The sequence below is a fragment of the Guyparkeria halopsychrophila genome (assembly GCF_044582135.1).
GTDB lineage: Bacteria > Pseudomonadota > Gammaproteobacteria > Halothiobacillales > Halothiobacillaceae > Guyparkeria.
Map to the genome: position 1 here is coordinate 1 of NZ_JBDODP010000002.1, position 24,837 is coordinate 24,837.

The following is a 24,837-nucleotide window of genomic DNA, read 5'->3' on the forward strand; positions in this document are numbered from 1 at the left end:
GACACGCTGCCTTTTTAATGTCCGGCTCAATGGCCGGGCGGGACATCCCGCTCGCGCCGATCGGCGGTCGATCAGTGCTCGTGACCGTCCGGACCGTGGACGTGACCGTGCTCGATCTCCTCTTCGGAGGCCGGGCGCACGTCCTTGATCTCGACGTCGAAGTGCAGGGTCTCGCCGGCGAGTTCGTGGTTGCCGTCGAGGGTGATCTCGTCACCGTTGACTTCCTTGATGGTCACCACGGTGACGCCACCTTCGGTCTGAGCCTGGAAGCGCATGCCCGGCTCGATCTCGTCGACGCCCTGGAACATGGAACGCGGCACGGTCTGGATCATTTCCTCATTGCGCTCGCCATAGGCATCGGCCGGCTCGATCGAGACAGACAGGTTGTCACCGACCGCCTTGTCGTCCAGCGCCTTTTCCAGGCCCGGGATAATGTTCTGGTGGCCGTGCAGGTAGGCCATCGGGCCGGTCTGCTCGGAGCTGTCCATGACTTCTCCGGCATCATTCTTCAGGGTGTAGTCGATGGAAACGACGTGGTCGTTTTGAACTTGCATTGATTTGCCTCGCGTGGACGGCTGTGAATGTCGGGGGTGCTCCCGATTCCTACTGCGACGTCAGGATGGACGAGAGGTTCCCCGGACGCGCGGGTAAAGGCCCTAGCGCGTGCTCAGGTGATAAAAGTGGTTAGTGGCGGCGACGAAGCCCGACGGGCTGCCGCAGTCGAAACGCCGTCCCTTGAACCGGTACGCGATTACCTTGCCTTGTTCGGCCTGTTCGCGCAAGGCGTCGGTGATCTGTATCTCGCCGCCGGTGCCCGGGGGAGTGTCCCGCAGGATGTCGAAGATGTCCGGGGTGAGGATGTAGCGACCGATGATGGCGAGATTGCCCGGCGCGTCTTCGGCGCTGGGCTTTTCCACCATGTCCGTGACCCGCATGACGTCGTCATCGATGGGCGTGCCGCCGATGATGCCGTACTTGTGGATGTCGTGTTCGGGGACCTCCTCGACGGCGATCACCGAGCACTGGTGCCGCTCGTAGATGGTGGCCATCTGCGCCATGATGCCGACCGGCGAGCCGACACACAGGTCGTCGGCCAGCACCACGCCGAACGGTTCGTGACCGATCAGGCGCTCGCCGGTCAGGATCGCGTGCCCCAGGCCGAGCATTTCCAGTTGGCGGGTGTAGGAGAACGTGCAGTTGTCGATCAGTCGATCGATCGAGGCGAGCAGCGATTCCTTCTTGGTGCCGCGGATTTGGTGCTCGAGCTCGTAGTTGACGTCGAAGTGATCCTCCAGCGCCCGCTTGCCGCGCCCGGTCACCATGGCCATCTGGGTCATGCCGGCCTCAAAGGCCTCCTCGACGCCGTACTGGATCAGCGGGCGATCGAGAATCGGCAGCATCTCCTTGGGCATGACCTTGGTGGCCGGGAGGAACCGGGTGCCGTACCCGGCGGCGGGAAACAGACACTTGTCGATCATCGTCAGTCCTCTGGATTGTTGCGTGATTGTTCGGGAGATCGTCGGCTAGAGGCCGTGGTGCCTCGGGCTTTCAGATGCTGGCGGCGCTTGATGCTGTGCCACCAGGCGGCCAGGAAGGCCAGCGTCGAGGCCACGGCGACCCACAGGTGCCAGCCGCGATCGGTGGCAACTGCCCCGGCATCGGTGGCCGATATCAGAAGGTAGAACAGGGCGACCAGCGCCGCCCAGATCATGGTCTTGTAATGCCCGCGCCAGAGGCCGGGCAACACGACGATCGCCGGCAGCAGCATCAGGACGGTGGTCAGGCCCTGCGGCCGGATCTCGGCGCGACCGGCGAACCACAGACCGACATATCCCGCGACCACGCCGACCAGCCCGAGTAGCATCAGGCGCAGTGGCCAGATCGGCAAACCTTCGCTGGTGTGACCGGCAAACATCAGGTCAGTTGCCGGGCGATCGTGGCGACACGGACCCCTAGCGCCCGAGTGAGTTCGCGCTCATCGCGGCTGAGCCGGGGGTGGCCGTTGGCCGTGTGGCTCGCGCCGTAAGGGGTGCCGCCGGTCTGGGTGTGCGCCAATTCCGGTTGCTGGTAGGGGATGCCGGTGATCAGCATGCCGTGATGGATGAGCGGCACGATCATCGACAGCAGCGTGGTTTCTTGGCCGCCGTGCATCGAGCCGGTTGAGGTGAACACACCGGCCGGTCGACCGGCCAGCTCGCCACGGAACCAAAGCCCGCTGGTGTCCTCGAGGAAACGCTTGACCGCCGAGGCCATGCCGCCGAAGTAGGTCGGGCTGCCCAGGAGCAGCCCGCGGCATTCGCGCAGGTCTTCGATGCTCACCTCGGGGTCGCCGTCGGTCGGTTGGTGTCCGTCGGGGCAGGGGATGCGCCGCAGGCGGGCCTCGGCGCCCTCGACCTGTTCCACGCCCCGCGCGGCCTGGCGAGCGAGCGATTCGGTATTGCCGGTGCGGCTGTAGTAGAGAATCAGGATATCCACGCGGTTTCCAAAGGGGTGGTCGGGCCCAGACGTCAGTCGTTGTCGCTTCGGCAGTTTAGCAATAACCTCGGTCAGGAGGGGGCGGCAGCGGCTTGTCGGATGCCCCCAAGGTCGTCCCGGCCGCATGAGCGTCTGCCCAATCGTTTGATAGGTAACCGGCAGCCCACGCGGGCATATTGAAATGCGGTCGGATCGACTAGACTGATAGCCGACTATCTGTCTGGGTGCATGTGGGCCCGAGACTTGGTAACACGGAGAGGGCGCGGCAATGAATTCGAGTCATGTAATGCAAATGCGGACGATGGCAACCCGGGGGACTGCCCCGATGATTACCCCAATTTTCGCTTTGGGGGCAGCGCTGGTGCTCGCCCTGGGATTGGTGCTCTCCCCGGCCAGTTACGCACAGGAACTCGAGGGCTTCTGGGACGACCCGTTCAAGGACCTGCAGGCGGATGTCGAGGCCGCCCGTGATGAGGGCAAGGCCGGGGTGTTTGCGTTCTTCGAAATGGACGAGTGTCCGTTCTGTCATCGGATGAAGACCCAGGTGTTCACCGACCCCGAGGTGCAGGCGTACATCAAGGAGCACTTCGTCACGGTCAGCATCGACATCGAGGGTGACGTGATGATCACCGCGCCTGACGGCGAGCAGCTCAAGGAGAAGGATTTTGCCTTCAAGAAGTACCGCGTTCGCGCTACGCCGGTGATGATCTTCTTCGACACCGAGGGCGAGCCGGCGCTGCGCTACACCGGCCCGACACAGTCGCCCGAGGAATTCCGGCAATTGATGGCGTTCTTCGCCTCCGGTGCCTACAAGGAGCCGGGCATGAACTTCTTCAAGTACAAGAAGCAGCAGTGATCGTTGCGGCCGCCTGGGGCGGTGTGACGATCTGGCAGGGAGGCATCGAGCATGAGTAATCGGCAACTTTTCGGCACGAATCGGCCGGCTGGTCGGCCAGGCGACCGATCACGGCCGATCGCCGTGGCATCGGTGGTCGCGTGCTTGCTCGTCGGTTCGGCGCTCTCAGGGGCGATAGCGGCGGATACCTTGCCGCCACCGCCGCCTGTTGACGAGCAGGGGCTGGTCAGTCCCGAGCCGTTGCCGGACTCCTTCACGTTCGAGCAGATGCTGGCCCTGCCGCTGGACAACCAGTACGGCGTGGTTGGCGCCCGGGCACGTTACGAACGTCGGCGCGCCGAACAGCAGATGATCCGCTCGTCCAATCGACCGCAGGTGACGGTCGATGGACGACTGCGCTATATCGAACCGGGCGCTCTCGCGGTCGAGAACGATCAGCACGATGATCACCGGGCGGGGCTGTCCCTGCGGCAGAAGCTGTTCGACTTCGGCCGGCAGCAGGACCGCGAAGACGCCGCCGAGTCCCGCCTGGTCGGCGCACGGCTGTCCCTGATGGATGAGCAGAAACGCCAGCGGCTGGCACTGCTGCGGGCTTACTTCGATGTCCTGCTCGCCGATCAGCGCTACCAGGCACTCAACGAGCGCATGGCGATCCTGTTCATTCGCTACGACCGCGCCCGCGACCGGCGCGAGCTGGGTCAGACCTCCGACTACGACATCGCGGTGTTCGAGCGCGATTATCAGGCGGTGATGCTGCAGCGTGCCCGGGCGGATGCCGATCGACGCCTGACCCGCCGCCACCTGGCCGAGATCGCTGGCCGTCCCGGACAGTTGCCGCGCGAGCTCGAGGCCCCCGACCTGGATCCACTGTTCGAACGAGAGGTGCCGGCGGTGGGTGACCTGATCGAGACGGCAATTGACGAGGATCTCGCCCTCAACGCCCTGCGCCACCTGCACGACGGCAGCAAGTCCGACCTGGCCGCGGCGCGTTCGGGCAACCTGCCCAGCGTCCACGGCGAGATCAACGCCGATTACTACACCCGCGAAGGGGCCACCCGCGACCCGTTCCGTGCCGGCGTCTACCTGGAGTTCCCACTGTTCCGGGGTGGCGCGCGCAACGCCGAGATCGCCGCGGCACAGGCCGAGCGCATGGACGTGGTCGCCCGCATGGCCGAGCGCGAGGCCGATATCCGCCGCTACGCCACCGAACTGGTGGAGATGATCCGGGTGAACCAGTCGATCGGGCAGCAGCGCATCGATGCGCTGGATAATTACGCCGAGCTCAACTTCATGCGCAACCAGACGCTTTACCAGATGGAAAAGGCGGCCGACCTGGGCGATGCCATGGCGGAGATGTCGATGGCAAAACTCGAGCGCATGCAGACCACTTACGCCCTGGCCATGCGCTGGGCCGAGCTGGCCCTGCTGACCGATCAGCCGTTGGCAGCGGTGCTGATGGGGCAGGCGGGGAGGGAGCTCGACGAGAACGGCGGCGAAACCACCACGGAGGAAACCTCATGAAACAGATCGAGTCGGGCTGGATGCGTCGTCTCACCGTGCCGGTGGCGTTGTTGGCCGCCGGCCTTGCGGGGCCCGTCTGGGCCGCCGAGGTCGAGGGGCAGCTGAATTTCGCTGACCGGGTGGCGCTGTCGACACCGGTTGCCGGGGTGGTGGAATCGGTGCCGGTGCGGGCCGGCGAACGGGTCGAGGCAGGCGCGCTGCTGCTGGCGCTGGATGCCACGCCGTTCGATCAGCGCCACCGCATGGTCGCCGCGCAGATCGAGGGGTTGAGCCTGGCCGCCGACGAGGCGGCACTGGACGCCGAACGGGTCCAGGCGCTCTATGACCGGACGGTCGGCTCGGATTCCGAGCGCGCCCTGGCGGTGATTGCCCGCGAGCAGGCCGAGGGCGAGCGCGACCGGGTGCGCGCACAGGCCGCACTCCGGGCATGGGAGCGTGACCAGGCCCGGCTGGAGGCGCCGTTCGACGCGCAGATCCTGTCGGTGGATGCCGCGGTGGGCGAGGTGGTCTCGCCGCAATTGACGCCGCCGACCCTGATCGAGATCGCGCGGGCGGACCAGTTGTTGGCCACGGCGCGGGTTAGCGCCGATGAGCTGGGTTCGCTGGCGCTGGGTGATGAGATCACGGTTGCCCGGGGCGGTGAACGGCGGACCGGAACGGTCGATGCCATTCGCGTGCGTAGCGATGGCGAGGGGCCGGTCCAGTACGAGTTGGCGGTGCGTGTGGAACGGGGGGACGGCTGGCGGGCCGGTCAGTCGGTCTCGCTGGAGCTGCCCGACGACTGAATCCGAATGCTGGTTGGATAATTAAAGAAACGGGGCGGGATGAATCATCCCGCCCCGTTTTGTTTTAAGCCGGCGTTGGTCACTCAGGCCAGTTGTGCATCCAGCCAGTCGAACAGGCCGTCGGCGGCGATATCCTCGTTGGCCTCGGCATCGCGACGGCGCACCTCGAGCTGACCGGCGGCCAGACTGCGCGGGCTGACCACCACGCGCAACGGGATGCCGATCAGTTCCCAATCGGCGAAGGCCGCGCCCGGACGCATGCCGCGGTCGTCGAGGATGGTCTCGATGCCGCGTGCGCGCAGATCCGCGTAGATGGACTCGGCACGCTCCATCACGCTGGCATCCTTGTTCGCGCCGATTGGCACGATGACGACCGTGAACGGCGCGATGGGCTGGGGCCAGCGGATGCCGCGCTCGTCGAAGTTCTGCTCGATCGCGGCGGCAACGATGCGCGAGACGCCGATGCCGTAGCAGCCCATCAGCGCGGTGATCGGCTTGCCGTCCTCGCCGAGCACCTCGCAGTTCATCGCCCGGCTGTACTTGTCGCCCAGCTGGAAGACGTGGCCCACCTCGATGCCGCGGCAGATGTCGAGTTTGCCCTGGTCGTCCGGGGCCGGGTCGCCGGCAACCGCGTCGCGCAGGTCGGCGGTTTCCGGCTCGGGCAGGTCGCGCGCCCAGTTCACGCCGGTGAGGTGATAGCCGTTCTTGTTTGCCCCGCAGGCGAAATCGGCCAGGGCAGCCGCCGCGTGGTCGGCTATCACCGGGATGTCGAGGCCGACTGGGCCAATCGAACCCACCGCGGCGCCGGTCAGTTTCGGTGCCTCGGCCTCGTCGACGAAGGTCAGCGGCTCGGCAATGGCCGGGTGCTTGGTCGCCTTGATGTCGTTGAGGGAGTGGTCGCCGCGCAGGACCAGCGCGACGGCCGGTGACTCGGTGCCGGTGACCAGCAGGGTCTTGACCGTGCGCGAGGCCGGTAGCTTGAGTGCGCTGGCTACCTCGTCGATGGTCCGTGCGCCCGGCGTGGCCACCTCGGCCATGGTCTCGGTCGGCTCCTGACGGGGCTGCTTGGTCGGGAAGGTCGGGGCCATCTCGACGTTCGCGGCGTAGTCGCCATCGGCGGCGTAGGCGATCGCATCCTCGCCGGAGTCGGCCAGCACGTGGAATTCGTGCGAGGCGTTGCCGCCGATCGAGCCGGTGTCGGCGACCACCGCGCGCCAGGCGAGCCCCAGCCGATCGAGGATGCGGCTGTAGGCGGCGTACATCAGCTGGTAGGTCTGCTCCAGCGATTCGGCATCGGCGTGGAAGGAGTAGGCATCCTTCATGATGAACTCGCGGGCACGCATGACACCGAAGCGCGGGCGGATCTCGTCGCGGAATTTCGTCTGGATCTGGTAGAAGTTGACCGGCAGCTGGCGGTAGCTCTTGAGCTCGCGGCGAGCGTAGTCGGTGATCACTTCCTCATGGGTGGGCCCGAAGCAGAAATCACGCCCGTGCCGGTCGGTCAGGCGCAGCAGCTCGGGGCCGTACTGCTGCCAACGACCCGATTCTTCCCACAGCTCGGCGGGTTGCACCGCCGGCATCAGGAGCTCCAGCGCCCCGGCGGCATCCATCTCTTCGCGCACGATCGTCTCGACGCGACGCAGGACCTTCAGACCCAGCGGCGACCACGTGTAGAGCCCCGAGGCCAGCTTCTTGAGCATCCCGGCGCGCAGCATCAGCTGGTGGCTGACGATCTCCGCTTCGGCCGGGGTTTCCTTCATGGTGTTGATGGCGAAGTGGCTGGCGCGCATTAGGGTCTCGTTCGTGTTGGAAATCGGGGAGGCCGGTATGTCGTATCGCCGGCTCGTGGCAGGCCGAGATTGTACCGAGCCGGGCGCCGGGGCGTCGAGAGAATCGAGCGGAAAGGATCTGGAAACGACAACGGCCGCTCGCGGCGGCCGTTGTCTGCAACGAACGGGAGGGGTTATTCCTCGGCGGCGCTGCAGGCCTCTTCGATGATGGCATCGAGTCGCTCGAGTCGCTCGGTGCGCTGGGCCTCACTCATCGGCTGATACTTGCCGTCTTCGTCCTGGAGCATCAGCTGGTTGCCGCTGTTGGCCACCGCTTCGTGCTGCTCCCGCGCTTGACGGCATGTCTCCCGCGCCTTTTCCCGATCGACCACCTTGACCTCGGTAGCGGGGTCGCTGGCGCGATCATCGTACGCCGCTGGTGTCTCCTTGTTCTCGGATGCAAACGTCGACGTGCTGGGGGCGGGGTCCGCGCCGCCGGCCTCGAGGACCTCCGAGGGCCGGTCCTTGGGTGGGGTCTGCGAGAACTGCACATTGCCGCGCTCGTCGACCGACTTGTAGACCGTGGCTGCCTGGGTGGGGCTCGCCGTCAGGGCCAGCATGAAGGCAACGGCCAGAGCTGTTGCCGACGTGATGATGACACGACCGGTCCCTGTGCCGTAGCGGGCCGGGGAACGGGGATGTGCTGCGATTCCTTGCATGATGTCGGGTCCCGAAGTGATGGACGATCCAGTGACGAGTCAGCCCCTGATCGAACAGAAGCATTGCCTGCTTGAGCATAAACCGCCTGATCGGCCCTGAAAAGCCCTCGACGAGCCGTTCGTGCCGTGCTCGTTGCGACTGGGCGTTGGTCGCAAAGCACAAGGTGGCTTGATACACTCTCTGCCCAGTTTATCGCGCACCTTTATCGCTCACCGGAACAGAGACTGAACCAATGGCCGACCGTCGCCTCAAGGTTTTCAATACCGTTGCCCGCCTGCTGAGCTTTACCAAGGCAGCCGAGGCGCTGCACATGACGCAGCCGGCGGTGACGTTCCAGGTTCGGCAGCTCGAAGAGCATTTCGATACCCGCCTGTTCGATCGAACGCACAACCGCGTGACGCTCACCGACGTCGGGCACACGGTTTACGAGATTTCCGAACGGATATTCGAGCTCTATGACGAGATGGACCGACGGGTCAAGGAGATGACCGGCGAGATCGGCGGGGCGCTCAATATCGGTGCGAGCATGACGGTGGCCGAGAACATGCTGCCCGCCCTGTTGGGTAATTTCCGCCAGGAGCATCCCGATCTGTCCGTGCGCCTGAAGGTGGGGAACACCGAAGCCGTGGTCTCGATGGTCGAGCACAACGTCGTCGACCTGGCCTTGGTCGAGGGCAGCGTCACCAACAAGAACCTGCTGGTCGAGACCTGCCGCCGTGACGAGCTGGTGGTGATCATGCCGCCGGAGCACGAGCTTGCCAGTTACGGCGAGGAGGGCGTGCCGGTGCAGAAGCTGGCGAAGTACCCCTTTATCTGCCGTGAGGAAGGCTCGGGCACCCGCGAGGTGATCCTCTCCTACATGAACGAGCAGGGATTGGCCGAAGGTTGGGACGTTTGCATGGAACTGGGCAGCCCCGAGGCGATCAAGGGGGCCGTCGAGGCTGGCATGGGGCTGTCGATCATGTCATCGGCGGGCATCAGCAAGGAGCTCAAGCTTGGCCTGCTGACGGCCGTGCCCCTTAAGCCGCGGCTGTATCGCGACTTCTCCTTCGTGCGCCAGCGCCACAAGTTCCGCCTGCCGGCGATGGAGCAGTTGCTGGAGTTTTCGCGTCATTACTGCCGTGACAGCACGCCGATGCATGACCTGGAGGTGATCCAGCACACGGCCAACGGCGAGGAGGCCTGATTCGGCTGAATCCGGTTCGAGTCAACTTAATCGTGAACACGCCCGGATGCCGCCGTCTCCGGGCGTTTTTTATTGTGTGAGTCCCGAGAAACCAGAGCTGGAGCATGGATGGGTGGGGGCGAGCGTGCTCGTGGTGGGCTCTCGTCCGGTAGCATTCAGTCCGGCGTTGTCGAGACAAAGAGGACGGTCATCGTCAACGGTGTGGTATTACCTGAAGTTGGCGCGCACGCAAAAAACCCGGCGCGGGCGGACCCGGCCGGGCTGGATGAACCGCCCCGAGGGGCGATCGGATGAACGGGGCTTAGAAGCCGCCGCTGGCACCTGCTTTCATCATCTTCATTATCGTGTCACGGACGTGCATGGCGTCTTGCTTGAACTCTTCCGGCATTTCCTTGCCGCCGTGAACGAACATGTCCATGTTCAGGCTGTAGAGGTGGTAGCGACCCTCGTCGTCCTCGACCACGGAGATGCGGCAGGGCAGGTAGGCCGAGAAGTACGGGCTGAAGTCGACGGCCTTGCGGGCGATCTGCGGGCTGCAGTACTGATAGATGTTCATGTACTTCTGCTCTTCGCCGGTCTCGAGCTCGAGCTGCTTGGACAGGGGCATTTCGCCCACGTTCGCCAGGCCGGAGCCGACGGCCGCAGATTCGATGCTCATCTTGATGTCGTCCGGCGTCAGGCCTTCGGCGACTTCCATATGCCAGACCGTGGCCGCGCCCAGATCGCCGCCGCTTTCGACGAACTTGTCGTACATCTCGCTGTAGACGTCCATCGCCTGCGGATCGAGGTCGTCCTTGACGGACATGAAGCCGCAGCCGGACAGCGTCATGATGACGGCACCGAGGATCGATACCTTGAGGAAATTGCGCATGGGTGACTCTCCCTGAGTAATTTTTCGTCTTGAAGCCAGGTGGCCTCGACAACCCTGATTATCTGCGCATTAGTACATGCTTACAAACTTGATTAATTTACTCCTGATAAAGGGGCTTAATTTGGCTATCCAGCCCTGTCATGTCGCGGTTTGATGCTACGGAAATCGCCCGTAACAACGCGGGCGAGAGGTCCGTGTCGGCCGATTTGGGGTCGTTTCTTTCGGACCTTCAGAGTACCTCGGCGGCAAATTCGGCCAAGCGTGAGCGTTCGCCGCGAGTTAGCGTCACATGCGCCCCGTGGGGCCAGCCGCGGAAGCGGTCGACCACGAAGGTCAGTCCCGAACTGGTCTCGGTGAGATAGGGAGTGTCGATCTGGGCGATGTTGCCCAGGCAGACCATCTTGGTGCCCGGCCCGGCACGGGTGATCAGGGTGCGCATCTGCTTGGCCGTTAGGTTCTGTGCCTCGTCGATGATGACGAGCTTGTTCTGGAAAGTCCGGCCGCGCATGAAGTTGAGCGAACGGATCTTGATGCGCGACTGGAGCAGGTCGTTGGTCGCTGCGCGTTCCCATGAGCCTCCGCTTCCGCCATCGGTCTTGGCGAGAACCTCGAGGTTGTCCATCAACGCACCCATCCACGGCGTCATCTTCTCTTCCTCGGTGCCGGGCAGAAAACCGATGTCCTCACCGACCGGGATGGTCACGCGGGTCATGACGATCTCGGTGTATAGCTTCTGTTCCAGGACCTGGGTCAGCGCGGCGGCCAGCGTCAGCAGGGTCTTGCCGGTGCCGGCCTGGCCGAGCAGGCTGACGAAATCCACCTCGGGGTCCATCAGGGCGTTGAGGGCAAAGCTCTGTTCCGGGTTGCGGGCGGTGATCCCCCAGACCGAGTGTCGCTCCTGCTGGTAATTGGTGACGCTCTCGAGCACGGCGGTGCCGTCGGGCTCGACCTGGCGCACCACGGCGGTAAAGGGCGCCGGGGCCTCGAGTCGCAGGTAGAGGTTCGGATACCACTCTGCGGTGTCGGCCCCGTGGACGCGATAGAACACGCGGCCTTCGTCCTGCCAGGATTCGAGCGCCTCGCCGTGCGCCTCCCAGAAGTCCGGGCCAAGTATCTGGTGGCCGGTGTGCAGCAGCGAGACGTCATCGAGGACCTGGTCGTTGTGGTAGTCCTCGGCCTTCAGCCCGACCGCGGTCGCCTTGATCCGGAGGTTGATGTCCTTGGAGACCAGGATCACCTCGCGGTCGGTGATTCGCTCCTGCAAGGCCAGGGTGATGCCGAGGATCTGGTTGTCCGCGCGGCTGCCCGGCAGGCTGATCGGCAGTTCGTTGCTCTCCTCGCGCGTTTGCAGGAACAGCCGCCCGGTCGGCGTCACGCTGCTTTCCGACTGGCCGTGCAAGACGGTATGGATCGACAGGCCCTGGTTGATCGTGGCGATGTCCACGTCGGCCAACATGTCGTCGAGGAACCGACTAACCTGTCGGACGTTGCGCGCCGTCTCGGACTGGCCCTTCTTGCCGGCGTCGAGTTCCTCGAGCACGATCATCGGCAAGTAGATGTCGTGTTCCATGAAGCGGTAGAGGGCGGTGGGGTCGTGCATCAGCACGTTGGTGTCGAGGATGAACAGGCAGCGGTGCTTGCGGGTGGTGTTGATCATCGCGTCAGAAGGTCCCTGTGGTTTTTGGAGGGCGGCCGATCGTCGTCAGAGTGCCTTGGGAAAGGCCTGCACGAATACCCAATGCCTCTGGCTTACCGGCTTGTTCGCCATCAAGGCGCCGATTCGAAGGCGGGCTCGTTGCCCGTCGAGAATCGGCAACACCGAGGACGGGCAAGCCGGCAAGCCCCGCAGGGCGAGCCGCCAGGCGCCCATCGGCGGTGTTGCAGCGCTTGCCAATGGCGACGGCCATTGGGCGGCGCACCGCGCCTAGCATCTGGACGCCTGGCGACTCGCAGAGGCGTTGGCTATTCATGCAGGCCTTCCCTAACGGCCTGCAGTACCGCCTCGACGTGACCCGGTACCTTGACCTTGCGCCAGGCCTGCTGGATCACGCCGTCGGCGTCGATGAGAAAGGTGCTGCGCTCGATACCTTCGAAGCGTTTGCCGAACATGTTCTTCATGCGCAGGACGTTGAAGGCCTGGCTGATCGAACGGTCCGTGTCGGCGATCAACGGGAATTCGATGCCCTGCTTGTCGCAGAACTTGCGGTGGCTGGTCGCATCATCGTTCGACACGCCCACGACCCGGGCGCCAGCAGCCGTGAAGGCGGGCAGGGCCGCCTGGAAATCGCGTGCCTCGGTGGTGCAGCCGGGGGTGTTGTCACGCGGGTAGAAGTAGAGGACCAGCGGGGTGCCACGAAAGTCCGCTAACCCCAGCGTTTCGCCGTCGGTGGTCTGGCCGGTGAAGTCCGGTGCTGGTTGGCCCTGACGGGGTTCGGGGGAGGGCGTGGCGCGGCTCTGGGTACTCATTGGGTTCGATGGAACTCCTCGGCTGTGACGATGTGATGAAAGCGGGTATCCGGCGGTTGGCTCCTGAGATCAATATAGCAGCCGTCCAAAGACCCGTGCGGGCTGTGACGACGGGGTGTTGAGCCGCGATGGCTACGGCTTGTCACTGGCGGATAACTGCCGGTACTATGCGAGTTTGGCTCCGCCCATTCGAAGACCTCCCGCATGGTTGTCAACGGGCGCGACAGCCGCGATCTACCGATCCGTAGGCGACACAAACACGCGAGGCGACATGGCGGCGAATACGATTACCGGCAGCATGGTGGCCCTGGTCACCCCATTGCATGAAGACGGCGCAGTGGATTATGTCGGTCTCAAACGCCTGATCGAGTGGCACATCGCCGCCGGCACGCACGCGATCGTTGCGGTCGGCACCACGGGCGAGTCAGCGACCCTCGACTACGAAGAGCATATCGCCGTGATCAGGGCCGTCGTGGATCTGGCCGCCGGCCGCATCCGGGTGATTGCCGGTACCGGCGCGAACTCCACCCGCGAGGCGCTCGCCCTGGCTAGGGGGGCTCGATCCGCGGGTGCGGATGCGCATCTCTCCGTCACCCCGTACTACAACAAGCCCACCCAGGAAGGCCTCAAGCAGCACTTCCGGGCGATCGCCGATGTGGTCGACCTGCCGATGATTCTCTACAACGTTCCCGGCCGGACGGCGGTGGACATGGCACCGGACACGACCTTGTCGCTGGCCGAGCACCGGAACATCGTCGGCATCAAGGAGGCCACCGGCTCGATCGAGCGCATGCGAGACATTATCCAGCGCCGGCCGGCCGACTTCGCCGTCTACAGTGGCGAGGACAATCTGGGGGCGGCCTGTATGCTCGCGGGTGGCCAAGGCAGCATCTCGGTGACTGCCAACGTCGCGCCGACGCTGATGGCGCAAATGGCCGAGGCGGCGCTCGCCGGTGACGACGAGGCGACCGAATCGCTCGACACCCGTCTGGCACCACTGCATCGCGAACTCTTTTGTCAGACCAATCCGATTCCGGTCAAATGGGCCTTGCACCGCATGGGCCTGATCGGACCGACATTGCGTTTGCCACTGACGCCGCTGGATGGCTACTGCCATGCGGGGCTTGAGCAGGCGCTCAACGAGGCCGGCTGCCTCTCGTCCGATTCACCCGAATCGCTCTCACTCTGAAAACACCCGACACTCAAACAAGACACTGGAACCGAACAGGCATGCGATACCCCACCCCCTCCCGGATGTTGACCTTTGCCGCACTAGCGGCCACGGGCCTGATCAGCGGTTGCTCCAGCATTCCGTTCATCGGCGGCGACGATGACCGCGAGGCCGACCGCGCCGCGCAACTGGAAGTGCCGCCGGCGTTTTCCGCCCCGGCCGCCGGCGGTTCGGTCGCCCTGCCGGAGATCGCCTCGGCCCGGGCCGAGCAGATGTCGCGCAACCAGGACGGTGGCGTGCTGGCCACGGGCACCGACATCCGGGTGGCCGGCGAGCCGGGTAGCCGCTACCTGGTCGTGGGCACCAATCCCGACTCCGTCTGGCCGAAGTTGCAGGGCTTTCTGCGCGACGAGGGCTATTCCATCCGTCGGCTGGAGCCGGGCGTCGGCCTGATCGAGACGGACTGGACCGGCGTGGCCAGCAACGATGGGGGCGGTTTCAACATCATGAGCTTCCTCAAGATCGCCCGGGACACGCTGTTCAAGCCGGATTCCATCGAGAAGGTGCGCCTGCGCATCGAGCGGGGTGAGGGCGAGAACGAGACCCTGGTGTTCGTCACCGGGCAGAAACGCGAGCTGACCGGCGACGAGCCGCTGGTGCCGGGTGACGAAAGCACCACCTTCGAGTACAGCAACCCGGTCGATTCCTCGGCCATGACCGCCGAGACCATGTCGCGGCTGGCGGCGTATCTCTCGGGCAACGATGCCGAGGAATCCCGTGCCCTGGTCGGACAGACGTTCTCTGCCCGCTCCAAGGTGATCACCGGCGACGAGCCCGAGGATCGCTACATCGAGGTCAGCCAATCCTTTCCGCGTGCCTGGAACCGCGTTGGCCTGGCGCTGGATCGCCTCGGTTTCGACCCGGTCTCGCGCGATCAGGACGAGGGCGAGATCGAGGTCAAGCATAGCTACCCGCAGGGCCTCTACGAGGGCATCGTGATGCGCGGCGTGACCATCGACAAGGACGCCGACATGACCCTGCACCTGACCCTCAAGGTCGAGCCGCGGCGTGACGGCGGCACCGACGTGCGCATCGAGCGCATCAACGTGGCCGGCGGCACCCTGCCGCAGGATCGGGCCGTGATCCTCTCCAAGATCAACGCGGAACTCGAGTAACCCCGGCGGGCCCGTCGAGGGCCCGGCCGCGACCCACAAGAAAGCCCCGTCTCGTCGAGACGGGGCTTTTTTCGGTTGCCGAGACGGTTCGCGGTGCGAGCCGTCGGGTCAGTGCCGGTTTGTCGACCGGGTTATGGCTGGTTCATCGCCCGGGGCGATGGATCACGGCCCAGGCCGAGTGGTTGTGGATCGACTCGAAGTTCTCGACGCTGATCGAAAATCCGTTGAGACCCGGATAGCCTTCCAGGGCGTTGGCGACGTCGCGCACCATGTCCTCGACGAACTTCGGGTTGTCGAAGGCGTACTCGGTGATGTACTTCTCGTCCGGACGCTTGAGCAGCCCCCACAAGGGGCAGGAGCCCTCGGCCTCGACCGCGGTGATGAGATCGCGCAACGAGAGCGCCGGATCGCTGATTTCCGTCTCGACCGTGATGTGAGAGCGCTGGTTGTGCGCGCCGTAGGCCGAGATCTCCTTCGAGCAGGGGCACAGGCTGGTAACGGGGATCACGAGCTTCAGGCCGATGTGTGCCCGGCCGTGCTCGACGCGCCCGATCAGGGTGACGTCGTAGTCCATCATCGCGCCCTGGCCACTGACGGGGGCATCCTTGGCGATGAAGTAGGGGAACGAGAAGTGCGCCTCGCCGGAGAGTGCCTCCAGTCGATCGATCATCGCCTCGGTCCATTCGGCCAGGTTGTCCACGGAGAGCCGCAGCGGCCCCTCGTTGAGCAGCGCCACGAAGCGCGACATGTGGGTGCCCTTCTTGTCGGCCGGCAGCCCGACGGTCAGTTGGCACTCGGCGACGGTCGCGTGTTCCTGTCCGAGGTCGAGGAACGTCATGGGATGACGAATCGCCTTGATGCCCACCTGGTCGATCGCGATATCGCGTGCATCGTGGCTGGACTGGACATCGGGCATGTCGTGGCTGTTCATGGGCAGTTCAAACGCTGTGTGAGTGGGTGGGCGGTGCCGTTTCGGGGCCTGACTCTAGCACGCCGTTGCGCGCTTCGCCGGGGCGGCTCAGGGACGGAAGGTGACCGCCGAGCGCGCGTTTTCCCAGACCGTGACGGCCGAGACCCCGTAAGTGTCGGTGTCGAAGGTCGTGGCCAGGGCCTGGTGGAAGTAGGCGGCCAGATGTTCGGCGGTGGGATTGACCGTGTCGAAGGGCGGCACCTCGTTGAGGTAGGCGTGATCGAGCTCCTTGGCGATCTCGCGTGCGCGAGTCCGGATGGCCTTGAAATCCACCACCATGCCGACGCGGTCGAGCCGCTGACCGGTGACCTCGATCACCACCCGCCAGTTGTGACCGTGCAGCTGGGAGCAGTTGCCGTCATAGCCGTGCAACCGGTGGGCGGCGGCGAATTCCACCTCGGTGGTCAGGGTGTAACTGCCCCCTGACGGCAGGGAAGACGGGTTGCTCATGTGGCGCTCACCTTGTCCAGAAATGCGGCGATATTAGTGGCGATCGAACGAGAATCAAGCCCGGTGTCGGCGAGACACTCCTCGCGGGTGCCATGCTCGATGAAACGGTCTTCTAGCCCCAAACGCAGACCGGGGCGATTCACGCCGTGCTCGGCCAGCGCCAGCAGCAACTCGCTGCCCACCCCACCGATGCGGCTGCCTTCCTCGACAGTGACTACGGCGTCATGCTCCGCGGCCAGCGCGGCAAGGCGTTCGGTCGCCAGCGGGCGGGCCCAGCGCAGGTTGACCAGCGTGGCATCCAGGGTCTCGCTGATCGGGACCAATCGTTCGACCATCGCGCCGATGCCGATCAACAACACCCGCCGAGGCGCGTCCGCTGTGCCGCGATGCAAGAGGTGCGGCGTCGTGGCGGCTTCGCCCAATGGCTGGCCGCCAAGGTCATCCGGGCACTGATCCCGCGGGTAGCGAATCAGGCAAGGACCGTCGTGCGCCAAGGCCCAGTCGATGGCCGCAGCCAGATCGCGCGCATGGGCCGGGACGGCGACGGCGAGATTCGGCACGCTCATCCCCAGGGACAGATCGAAGCTGCCCGCGTGGGTGGGGCCGTCCGGTCCCACCAGGCCGGCGCGATCTACCAGGAAGGTGACGGGCAGGTCCTGCAGGGCGATATCGTGGATCACCTGGTCCCAGGCGCGTTGCAGGAAGGTCGAGTAGATGGCGACCACCGGGCGCAAACCCTCGGTGGCCAGCCCGCCGGCCAGTGTGACGGCGTGTTGTTCGGCGATGCCGACGTCGTACAGGCGTTCCGGGAAGCGGGCGGCAAACCCCTTGAGACCGGAGCCCTCGATCATGGCGGGGGTGATCGCGACCACGCGCTGGTCGTATTCGGCGTGGTGTTCGAGTCGTGCGGCGGCGAGCTCGGTCCAGGTTGACGGGGCGACCGGCTTTTTTGGCTTTTCGGTCGAGGGTGACATCGCCCGGCTCACGCCATTGCGTCCCACGCCGTGAAAACCGACCGGGTCGCGCTCGGCCGGCGCCAGGCCGCGACCCTTCTGGGTGACCACGTGCAGCAGGCGCGGCCCGCGCTGTTCGCGCAGATTGGTGAGGGTATCGAGCAGGGTGTCGAGATCGTGACCGTCGATCGGGCCGAAGTAGCGAAAGCCCAGTTCCTCGAACAGGCTCGAGGTGCCCAGCAGGTGGTGCATGCCGTCCCGCAGCCCGGCGCGGGTCGATTCCAGCAATTCGCCCAACGGGCCGGCCTGCGCGAGTATTTCCTCGCCGGAATGGCGGAATCGCTCGATGACCGGATTGCTGCGCAGCCGGGTCAGGTGCTGGTTCAGCGCGCCGACATTCGCCGAGATGCTCATCTCGTTGTCGTTGAGGATGACCAGCAGATTGGCCTGCCGGTCGCCGGCGTGATTGAGCGCCTCGAAGGCCTGCCCGGCCGTCATGGCGCCATCGCCGATGATCGCGACTGCCTGGCGGTCCTCGCCCTTGCGTTCGGCGGCCAGCGCCATGCCGAGCGCCGCGCTGATCGAGGTGCTGGAATGGCCCGCACCAAAGGGGTCGTATTCGCTTTCCGCCCGCCGGGTGAAGCCGGCAGGGCCGCCGTGCTGGCGCAATTGGCTCATCCAGGCGCGGCGACCGGTGAGCATCTTGTGCAGGTAGGTCTGGTGGCCGACATCCCAGACCAGCCGGTCGTAGGGTGTGTCGAAGACCCGGTGGAGGGCCAGCGTGAGTTCGACCACACCGAGGTTGGCGGCTAGGTGCCCACCGGTCGCCTCGACCTGCTCGAGCAGCGCATGGCGCATCTCCTCGGCGAGCGCCGCGAGCGAGCCGCGGGAGAGCGCCCGAAGGTCGGCTGGCCGTTCGATCACGTCGAGCAGGTGTGTCTGGCGGGGGGAGAGCGGCATCAGTAGCGCCGCCGGGTGACGAAATCGAGGCAGGCGCTCAACGCCTGGCCGTCGGCTCCGAGGGTGGCCAGTTCCCACAGCACGGCGTGGGCGTGGCGCACGGTGTCGTCGAGCTCGCGACGTGCGCCGTCGAGTCCCGCGACGGTGACGTAGGAGCACTTGTCCGCCGCGGCATCCTTGCCCGGGGTCTTGCCCAGGTCTTCGGCCGAACCGGTGACATCAAGGATGTCGTCCTGGATCTGGAAGGCCCGGCCCAGCAGGCGCCCGAAGTCGTCGACCAGCCGGAGTTGGCGTTCCGGCAGGCCCGCCCAGCGGGCGCCTAAACCCAGCGAGGCGCGGATCAGTGCGCCGGTCTTGCGATCGTGCAGGTCGGCCAGTTGGGCCAGATCCGGGGCATCGTCGTCACCCGCCTGCCCGGCAAGGTCCAGGTCGATCGCCTGGCCGCCGACCATGCCCGCCGGGCCGATCGCCGCGGCGAGGCGGCGGGTCCAGTCGAGTCGGGTCGCGGGGTCGGCTTGCGCCTCGGCCAGTGTCGTGAAGGCTAGGCTCTGCAGGGCGTCCCCGGCGAGGATCGCGGTGGCCTCGTCGAAGGCGCGGTGCAGGGTGGGGCGCCCGCGGCGCAGGTCGTCGTCATCCATGCTCGGCAGGTCATCGTGGACCAGCGAGTAGACATGCACGAGTTCGACGGCGATGGCGGCCGGCCACAGGCCGTCGAATCGCGCCTCGTCCGTCTCGGGCCACGGGCGGCCAATCAGGCTGCCGAGAAAGACCAGGGCCGGGCGAAAGCGCTTGCCGCCGTCGAGGCTGGCGTGCCGCAGGGCGCCGGCCAGTCGAGGCGGGGTGTCGGCGAGTTGGCGGTCAAGCGCGGACGTCAGGCGCACCTCCACCTGGTCGCGAAAGGCGGTCAGCCAGGTGTCGAAACCATCCGGGGCGGCCAGGGTGCTGCTGTGCGGGGCGTGGGTCACGGGCGTCAGGACGAGCGCTCGTCGCGTCCGGACTCATCCGCTTCCGGGTCGTTGATTGCCGCCACCCGCCGCTCGGCCTCGTCGAGGGCCCGCTGGCACTGGCGTTCGAGTTCGACGCCGCGTTCGTAGTCCTTGAGCGACTGCTCGAGGTTCTGCTCGCCGGTCTCCAGGCGAGCCACGATCTGCTCAAGCTCGGTCAGGGCCTGCTCGTAGCGCGTGATCGCGGACGGATCGCCGTTCTCGACGGTTTGCGAACGGATGGTCTTGGATGCGGGGGAAGAATCCATGGGAAGCCTCTCGGATAGCTGGGCTCGATTATATCGTCGTAGGGAACCTCTGCACGAATCGAGCGTGTCCCTGCGGGAGCGAGGGGAAGTAACCAAAGCGGTCGATCGGATCGGTGCGGATTCAGAAGGTGTCGACCGCCTCGATGGCCTGGTCGAGATGCGCCACGGCGATGACTTCCAGGCCGTCGATTGGTTTGGACGGCTTGTTGCCGCGCGGCACGATCGCGCGGGTAAAGCCGTGCTTGGCCGCCTCGGTCAGTCGCTCCGGGCCGCCCGGGACCGGGCGGATCTCACCGGCCAGCCCGACCTCGCCGAAGATCACCAGCCCCTGCGGCAGCGGGCGGTCGCGAAAGCTCGACAACATCGCGATCAGGCTGGCCAGATCGGAGGCGGTCTCGTTGACGCGCACGCCACCGACCACGTTGAGAAACACGTCCTGGTCGAACAGCGCGACCTGGCCGTGGCGATGCAGTACGGCGAGCAGCATCGCCAACCGGTTCTGGTCGAGACCGACGGTAAGCCGGCGCGAGCCGCCGCCGGGGTGATCGGCCACCAGCGCCTGGACCTCGACCAGCATCGGGCGGGTGCCTTCGCGAGTGACCATCACCACGCTGCCCGGCACGGGCTTCTCGTGGCGGGAGAGGAAGATCGCCGACGGGTTCGAGACCGGTTTGAGGCCATGGTCGGTCATGCCGAACACGCCCACCTCGTTGGCCGCGCCGAAGCGGTTCTTGACCGCGCGGATGACGCGAAAGCGCGCGCCCGGATCGCCCTCGAAGTAGAGCACCGTGTCGACCATGTGCTCGAGCACGCGGGGGCCGGCGAGCGCCCCTTCCTTGGTGACGTGGCCCACGATCAGCACGATCACGTCATGTCGCTTGGCGAAGCGCACCAGCTGGGCGGTGGCCTCGCGCAGTTGCGAGACCGAGCCCGGGGCGGCGGAGAGCTCCTCGGTGTAGAGCGTCTGGATGGAGTCGACCACCATCAGCCCGGGCAGCGATTTCGAGCAGGCCGCAAGGATCGACTCGATGCGGGTCTCGCTCAACAGCGTCAGCTCGCCGGCCCGCCCGGCGAGGTCGGTACCCAGCCGGCGAGCGCGCAGGGCGACCTGCTGCAGGGATTCCTCGCCGGTGACGTACAGGCACTCGAGGCGATCCTGCAGGCCCAGGACCGTCTGCAGCAGCAGGGTGGACTTGCCGATGCCCGGATCGCCACCGAGCAGCACCACCGAGCCGGGGACCAATCCGCCACCCAGAACCCGGTCGAGCTCGCCCAGGCCGCTGGACTCGCGCGGGGTCTCGGAGACCTCGACCTCACCGATGGCGGTGATGCGCGCGGCCTCGCCGGCGTAGCCGGCCACCTCGCGTGTGGGCGACTTGCCGCCCGGCAGGCGCATTTCGGCGAGGCTGTTCCACGCGCCGCAATCGGTGCAGCGACCGGCCCACTTGGGGTGGTCGGCGCCACACTCGCGGCAGACGAAGGCGGTCTGGCTCTTCTTCGCCATGGGGCCTTAGATCCCGCTGTCGTCGCGTTTGAAGGTAGTGATCAGGGCGGTATCGACCGCGCGCTTTCTGACCGTGCGTACCTCGATATGGGCGTCGGGTAACTCGACGGCGGCACCCACGGTCGGCAGGGATTCGAGCTGCTCGATCACCAGGCCGTTGAGCGTGCTGGCCTCGTCGGTAGGCAGATCGACCTCGAGCTCGCGGTTGATCTCGCGGATCGGCAGGTTGCCGCGCACGATATAGCGGCCATCGTCCTGCAGGGTGATCCCTTCGTGATCCGAGTCGGGCGAGGTGGTGAACTCGCCCACGATCTCTTCGAGGATGTCCTCGAGCGTGACCAGGCCCTGGATGTCGCCGTACTCGTCGACCACCAACGCCGAGCGACGCTCCTGACGCTGGAAGTTCAGGAGCTGGGTCGTTAGTGGCGTGCCCTCGGGGACATAGTAGGGTTCGGCCAGCCGGCGCTTGAGACGCGAGAGCGTCAGGCTCTGATCGATCAGCGGCCCGATCAGTCGCCGGACGTTGATGATGCCGATGGTGTGTTCGACCGACCCCTCGAACACGGGCAGGCGCGAGTACTGCGCGTGAATCAACTGGTCGAGGATGTGATCCCAGTCCTGGGTGATGTCGATGCCGACGATCTCGGCGCGCGGGATCATGATGTCCTCGACGCTGGCCTGGCCCAGTTCGAGGACCGAGAGCAGCATGGTCTGGTCCAAATCCGGCAGGCGCTGCCCGGATTCGCGCACGATCGTGTGCAGCTCGGCGCGTGTCAGGGCGTTTGATCCGGCGCCGCTCGGGTGCAGGCCGAAGATCGACAGCAGGCTGTTGGCCATCCAGTTGATCAGCCAGATCACCGGCCGCAGCGGGCGGATCAGGAACGTGTAGACGAACGAGGCCGGGAAGGCGAATCGCTCCGGAAAGACCGCAGCGGCGGTCTTGGGTGCGACCTCGCCGAAGATCAGCAACAGGAAGGTCATCGCCCCGGTGGCAATGGCGATCCCGGAATCACCGAACAACCGCAGGCCGATCACCGTGGCGATGGACGAGGCCAGGATGTTGACGAAGTTGTTGCCCAGCAGGATCAGGCCGATCAGCCGGTCGGGTTGCTCGAGCAGCTTTGATGCCCGTAGTGCACCCCGGTGGCCCTGCTTGGCCAGGTGGCGCAACCGGTAGCGGTTGAGCGCCATCAGGGCGGTCTCCGAGCTGGAGAAGAATGCGGACAGGACGATGAGCACGGCGAGGGCCGCGAACAGATAACCTAAGGGTATTTCGTTCAAGAGAGGTGACGCTTGTGATTGAACCAGCGGGAAGTGTACGTCGACGCCCCCGGCATTTCGAGCCGGCTCGACAAGGTGGGGGCATCAAGCGTAAGGGCGTTCGATCCGAGGCCCGCCTAATCGCGCGGCGATGGCTCGTTTCGAGCGGGTGATCGAGTCACTGATCGGCTCACTGGAGGTTGAGGATCCACTCGAGCACGATCTTGGTGCCGAAATAGGCCAGGCCCATCAGGATGAAACCCGCCAGGGTCCATTGTACCGCGGTACGACCGCGCCAGCCGGCGATGTGTCGCCCGACCAGCAGCACGGCGAAGACCACCCAGGCGATCACCGAGAGCACGGTCTTGTGCACCAGGTGCTGGGCAAGGATGTTCTCCAGGAACAGAAAACCGGTGATCAACGCCATGGTGAGCAGCAGAAAGCCGATCACGATGAAGCGGAACATCAACTGCTCGACCGACTCCATCGGCGGCAGTCGCCGGACCCAGCCGGCCGGGTTGTGGCCATGCAGGGCCTGGTGCTGGATCAGCAGCATCACGCCCTGCAGGGCAGCGAGGGTCAGCAGGGCGTAGGCCGACAGCGAGATCAGGATGTGGGCATCCAGGGCGAACTCGCCGGTGCGGATGGGCACGTTCGATTCCGGCACGAACACGGTGAGAAAGACCGTCAGGGCCGTGACCGGCAGCAGCACCACCGCGATCCCATCGAGCCGTTCGCGGAAGGCGCTGATCACCGTGATCGCGCTGGCCAGGCCGAACACCGCGGCCAGCGAGTTGAGCACGCTCAGGTTGAGTGCGGCCGGTTCCGACTGGAACCCCAATTGATAGAGCAGGGCGCCTTGACCGATCAGCGCCGCCACGGCGAGCAGCAGTCCGGGCAGGCGGAAGGATACCCGCTCGAGCCGTGGCCACTGGTCCACCAGCAGGAAAACGGTGGCAAGGACAAAGCCGGCGATGGTCGCGATGGCGAGAAAGGTCACGCTGTGGTCCACGGGGGACGCTCCTCCTGGAATCGGGGGCCGCAGGGCGGGTTCGTGTCGATCGACGACACAGTCTGCCACAGAGTCAGTGTGGCAAATCCTCGTCGGGTCGGTCGGGCAGTTTCTTGTGCGGATTGAGAATGCCCGCCGGGTCGAAGACGGCCTTGATGCCGCGCATCAGGTCGAGCGAATCCGGTGGGATCTCGCGGGCGACGAACTCGCGCTTGACCAGGCCGATGCCGTGCTCGCCCGAGAGCGTGCCGTCCAGGCACAGGACCGCGTCGAACACCTCGTCCAGGGCCTGCTCGGCACCGGCCATCTGCGTCGGGTCGTCCGGGTCGACCAGCAGGTTGACGTGGATGTTGCCGTTGCCGGCGTGGCCGAAACTGACGATGGTGATGGCGTGCCGGGTGGCGATGTCATCCAGGGTCTCGATCAGTCGCGGAATGCGTGAGACCGGCACGACCACGTCCTCGTTGATCTTCTTCGGCGCAACCTGGCGCAGGGTGGGCGAGAGCGCCTTACGGGCGGCCCACAGTCGCGCCTGTTCCTCGGCCGTTTGCGCGACGGCGATATCGGCATCGGCCGCGCTTGCCGCCGCGACCACCCGCTCGACCGTCGCGTCGATACCGCTCTGGTCGCCGTCGACCTCGATCATCAGCATGGCCCCGGCGGTCGCCGGGATATCGACCGCCGAGTTCTTGCGCAGCAGGTCGAGGGCATTGCCGTCGATGAACTCGATCGCCGCCGGGGTGGCCGGCTGGGCCATCACGCGGGAGACCGCCGCCGAGGCGGCATGCATGTCCGGGTAGAAGGCGCGCAGCAGGCGTCGGGTTTCCGGCAGCGGCGTGAGCTTGAGTGTCGCCTCGGTGATCACGCCCAGTGTGCCCTCGCAGCCGATCAGCAACCGGGTCAGGTCGTGCCCGACCACCCCCTTGGTGGTCTGCGAGCCGGCCTTGATGGTTCGCCCCCGACCGTCGACCGCCCGCAGGCCGAGGACATTCTCGCGGGTGGTGCCGTACTTGACCGCGTGCGGGCCGGCGGCATTGCAACCGAGGTTGCCGCCGATGGTGCACAGGGCATTGCTGGTGGGGTCGGGGGGCCAGAAAAAGCCCTTCTCGCCGACGATGCGTTGCAGTTCGGCATTGATCAGCCCCGTCTGGACCACGATCAGTCGATCCTCGGGGCGAAAGTCCAGCACCCGGGTCATGCGGTCGGTAACCAGGACCACGCCCCCGAGGACTGGTACCGAGCCGCCGGCGGTGCCCGTGCCGCGTCCGCGCGTGGTCACCGGTATGCGATGGGCATAGGCCAAACGCATCACCTCGGCCACCTCGTCGTGGGTCTCGGGAAAGACCACGACCGCCGGGGCATGGTGCACGCGGCTGTTGTCCATGCCGTAGGCCCAGGTCGAGCCGGCATCCGAGAGGATGCGGTCGCCGGGCAGGGCGGCGGCGAGCTGGTCGAGGAAGATTTCGAGTCCGCTCATGGGG

24 protein-coding genes are annotated in these 24,837 nt (G+C 65.8%); 6 read left to right on the plus strand and 18 right to left on the minus strand.

The features are described from left to right. Positions 1-71: 71 nt before the first annotated feature. From ABGV18_RS00990 to wrbA, 4 genes are all read right to left on the minus strand, one after another. Positions 72-554: an FKBP-type peptidyl-prolyl cis-trans isomerase gene (locus tag ABGV18_RS00990; protein WP_396582113.1), complete on the minus strand. Its 483-nt coding sequence runs from the start codon at positions 552-554 to the stop codon at positions 72-74. A gap of 102 nt (positions 555-656) precedes the next feature. Continuing rightward, positions 657-1,478, minus strand: a complete 822-nt coding sequence (gene galU, locus ABGV18_RS00995) for a UTP--glucose-1-phosphate uridylyltransferase GalU (protein ID WP_396582114.1) — start codon at positions 1,476-1,478, stop codon at positions 657-659. A 2-nt stretch (positions 1,479-1,480) separates the two neighbouring features. Then, positions 1,481-1,915, minus strand: a complete 435-nt coding sequence (locus ABGV18_RS01000) for a DUF2069 domain-containing protein (RefSeq protein WP_396582115.1) — start codon at positions 1,913-1,915, stop codon at positions 1,481-1,483. Continuing rightward, positions 1,915-2,475, minus strand: coding sequence for an NAD(P)H:quinone oxidoreductase (wrbA, locus tag ABGV18_RS01005; RefSeq protein WP_396582116.1), 561 nt, complete (start codon positions 2,473-2,475; stop codon positions 1,915-1,917). The genes ABGV18_RS01000 and wrbA overlap by 1 nt, the downstream gene beginning before the upstream one ends. A gap of 325 nt (positions 2,476-2,800) precedes the next feature. On the opposite strand from wrbA, the gene ABGV18_RS01010 reads away from it, so the two are divergent. The 3 genes from ABGV18_RS01010 to ABGV18_RS01020 are packed head-to-tail and all read left to right on the plus strand — an operon-like array spanning position 2,801 to position 5,637. Then, a complete protein-coding gene (locus tag ABGV18_RS01010; protein ID WP_396582117.1) occupies positions 2,801-3,331 on the plus strand; it encodes a thioredoxin family protein in 531 nt (176 codons plus the stop codon). A 51-nt stretch (positions 3,332-3,382) separates the two neighbouring features. After that, positions 3,383-4,852, plus strand: a complete 1,470-nt coding sequence (locus tag ABGV18_RS01015; RefSeq protein WP_396582118.1) for a TolC family protein — start codon at positions 3,383-3,385, stop codon at positions 4,850-4,852. Next, positions 4,849-5,637, plus strand: a complete 789-nt coding sequence (locus ABGV18_RS01020; protein ID WP_396584441.1) for an HlyD family efflux transporter periplasmic adaptor subunit — start codon at positions 4,849-4,851, stop codon at positions 5,635-5,637. Before ABGV18_RS01015 ends, ABGV18_RS01020 begins: the two co-directional genes overlap by 4 nt. Positions 5,638-5,720: 83 nt before the next feature. Here ABGV18_RS01020 and ABGV18_RS01025 read toward each other — a convergent pair whose 3' ends face one another. Next, complete coding sequence (locus ABGV18_RS01025) at positions 5,721-7,427, minus strand: proline--tRNA ligase (protein WP_396584442.1); 1,707 nt, start codon at positions 7,425-7,427, stop codon at positions 5,721-5,723. 173 nt (positions 7,428-7,600) lie between these two features. After that, positions 7,601-8,125 (minus strand): DUF4124 domain-containing protein, encoded by a 525-nt coding sequence (locus tag ABGV18_RS01030; RefSeq protein ID WP_396584443.1) that lies wholly within the window; start codon positions 8,123-8,125, stop codon positions 7,601-7,603. A 233-nt stretch (positions 8,126-8,358) separates the two neighbouring features. Between ABGV18_RS01030 and ABGV18_RS01035 the strand changes: the two genes are divergently transcribed. Continuing rightward, positions 8,359-9,312: a LysR family transcriptional regulator gene (locus tag ABGV18_RS01035; protein ID WP_396582122.1), complete on the plus strand. Its 954-nt coding sequence runs from the start codon at positions 8,359-8,361 to the stop codon at positions 9,310-9,312. A gap of 301 nt (positions 9,313-9,613) precedes the next feature. On the opposite strand, the gene ABGV18_RS01040 is transcribed toward ABGV18_RS01035, so the two are convergent. The 3 genes from ABGV18_RS01040 to ABGV18_RS01050 all read right to left on the minus strand — a co-directional run bounded on the left by ABGV18_RS01040 (position 9,614) and on the right by ABGV18_RS01050 (position 12,649). Then, positions 9,614-10,183, minus strand: a complete 570-nt coding sequence (locus ABGV18_RS01040) for a DUF302 domain-containing protein (RefSeq protein ID WP_396584444.1) — start codon at positions 10,181-10,183, stop codon at positions 9,614-9,616. 229 nt (positions 10,184-10,412) lie between these two features. After that, entirely contained in the window at positions 10,413-11,840 is a 1,428-nt protein-coding gene (locus ABGV18_RS01045; RefSeq protein WP_396584445.1) for a PhoH family protein, read from the minus strand. Positions 11,841-12,145: 305 nt separating this feature from the next. After that, positions 12,146-12,649: a redoxin domain-containing protein gene (locus ABGV18_RS01050; RefSeq protein ID WP_396584446.1), complete on the minus strand. Its 504-nt coding sequence runs from the start codon at positions 12,647-12,649 to the stop codon at positions 12,146-12,148. Between the two features lie 271 nt (positions 12,650-12,920). On the opposite strand from ABGV18_RS01050, the gene dapA reads away from it, so the two are divergent. Beyond that, positions 12,921-13,838, plus strand: coding sequence for a 4-hydroxy-tetrahydrodipicolinate synthase (dapA, locus tag ABGV18_RS01055; protein ID WP_396584447.1), 918 nt, complete (start codon positions 12,921-12,923; stop codon positions 13,836-13,838). A 41-nt stretch (positions 13,839-13,879) separates the two neighbouring features. Continuing rightward, the gene (gene bamC / locus ABGV18_RS01060; RefSeq protein WP_396582127.1) at positions 13,880-14,995 is read left to right on the plus strand and encodes an outer membrane protein assembly factor BamC; all 1,116 of its coding nucleotides are present in this window, start codon (positions 13,880-13,882) and stop codon (positions 14,993-14,995) included. 142 nt (positions 14,996-15,137) lie between these two features. On the opposite strand, the gene folE2 is transcribed toward bamC, so the two are convergent. From folE2 to ABGV18_RS01105, 9 genes are all read right to left on the minus strand, one after another. Next, positions 15,138-15,926 (minus strand): GTP cyclohydrolase FolE2, encoded by a 789-nt coding sequence (gene folE2 / locus ABGV18_RS01065; protein ID WP_396582128.1) that lies wholly within the window; start codon positions 15,924-15,926, stop codon positions 15,138-15,140. Between the two features lie 87 nt (positions 15,927-16,013). Beyond that, positions 16,014-16,415 (minus strand): 6-carboxytetrahydropterin synthase QueD, encoded by a 402-nt coding sequence (gene queD, locus ABGV18_RS01070; protein ID WP_396582129.1) that lies wholly within the window; start codon positions 16,413-16,415, stop codon positions 16,014-16,016. Beyond that, entirely contained in the window at positions 16,412-18,328 is a 1,917-nt protein-coding gene (gene dxs / locus ABGV18_RS01075) for a 1-deoxy-D-xylulose-5-phosphate synthase (RefSeq protein WP_396584448.1), read from the minus strand. Before dxs ends, queD begins: the two co-directional genes overlap by 4 nt. Then, positions 18,328-19,236: a polyprenyl synthetase family protein gene (locus ABGV18_RS01080; protein ID WP_396582174.1), complete on the minus strand. Its 909-nt coding sequence runs from the start codon at positions 19,234-19,236 to the stop codon at positions 18,328-18,330. The genes dxs and ABGV18_RS01080 overlap by 1 nt, the downstream gene beginning before the upstream one ends. Positions 19,237-19,298: 62 nt before the next feature. After that, positions 19,299-19,580, minus strand: coding sequence for an exodeoxyribonuclease VII small subunit (locus ABGV18_RS01085; protein WP_396582131.1), 282 nt, complete (start codon positions 19,578-19,580; stop codon positions 19,299-19,301). Between the two features lie 121 nt (positions 19,581-19,701). Then, positions 19,702-21,084: a DNA repair protein RadA gene (radA, locus tag ABGV18_RS01090; protein WP_396582132.1), complete on the minus strand. Its 1,383-nt coding sequence runs from the start codon at positions 21,082-21,084 to the stop codon at positions 19,702-19,704. Positions 21,085-21,090: 6 nt separating this feature from the next. Beyond that, positions 21,091-22,365 carry a CNNM domain-containing protein gene (locus tag ABGV18_RS01095; protein WP_396584449.1) on the minus strand — a complete coding sequence of 425 codons (1,275 nt, stop codon included), beginning with the start codon at positions 22,363-22,365 and terminating at the stop codon, positions 21,091-21,093. A gap of 169 nt (positions 22,366-22,534) precedes the next feature. Further along, positions 22,535-23,356 (minus strand): cytochrome C assembly family protein, encoded by an 822-nt coding sequence (locus ABGV18_RS01100; protein WP_396582134.1) that lies wholly within the window; start codon positions 23,354-23,356, stop codon positions 22,535-22,537. A gap of 73 nt (positions 23,357-23,429) precedes the next feature. After that, positions 23,430-24,833 carry an FAD-linked oxidase C-terminal domain-containing protein gene (locus ABGV18_RS01105; RefSeq protein WP_396584450.1) on the minus strand — a complete coding sequence of 468 codons (1,404 nt, stop codon included), beginning with the start codon at positions 24,831-24,833 and terminating at the stop codon, positions 23,430-23,432. Positions 24,834-24,837 lie beyond the last annotated feature (4 nt).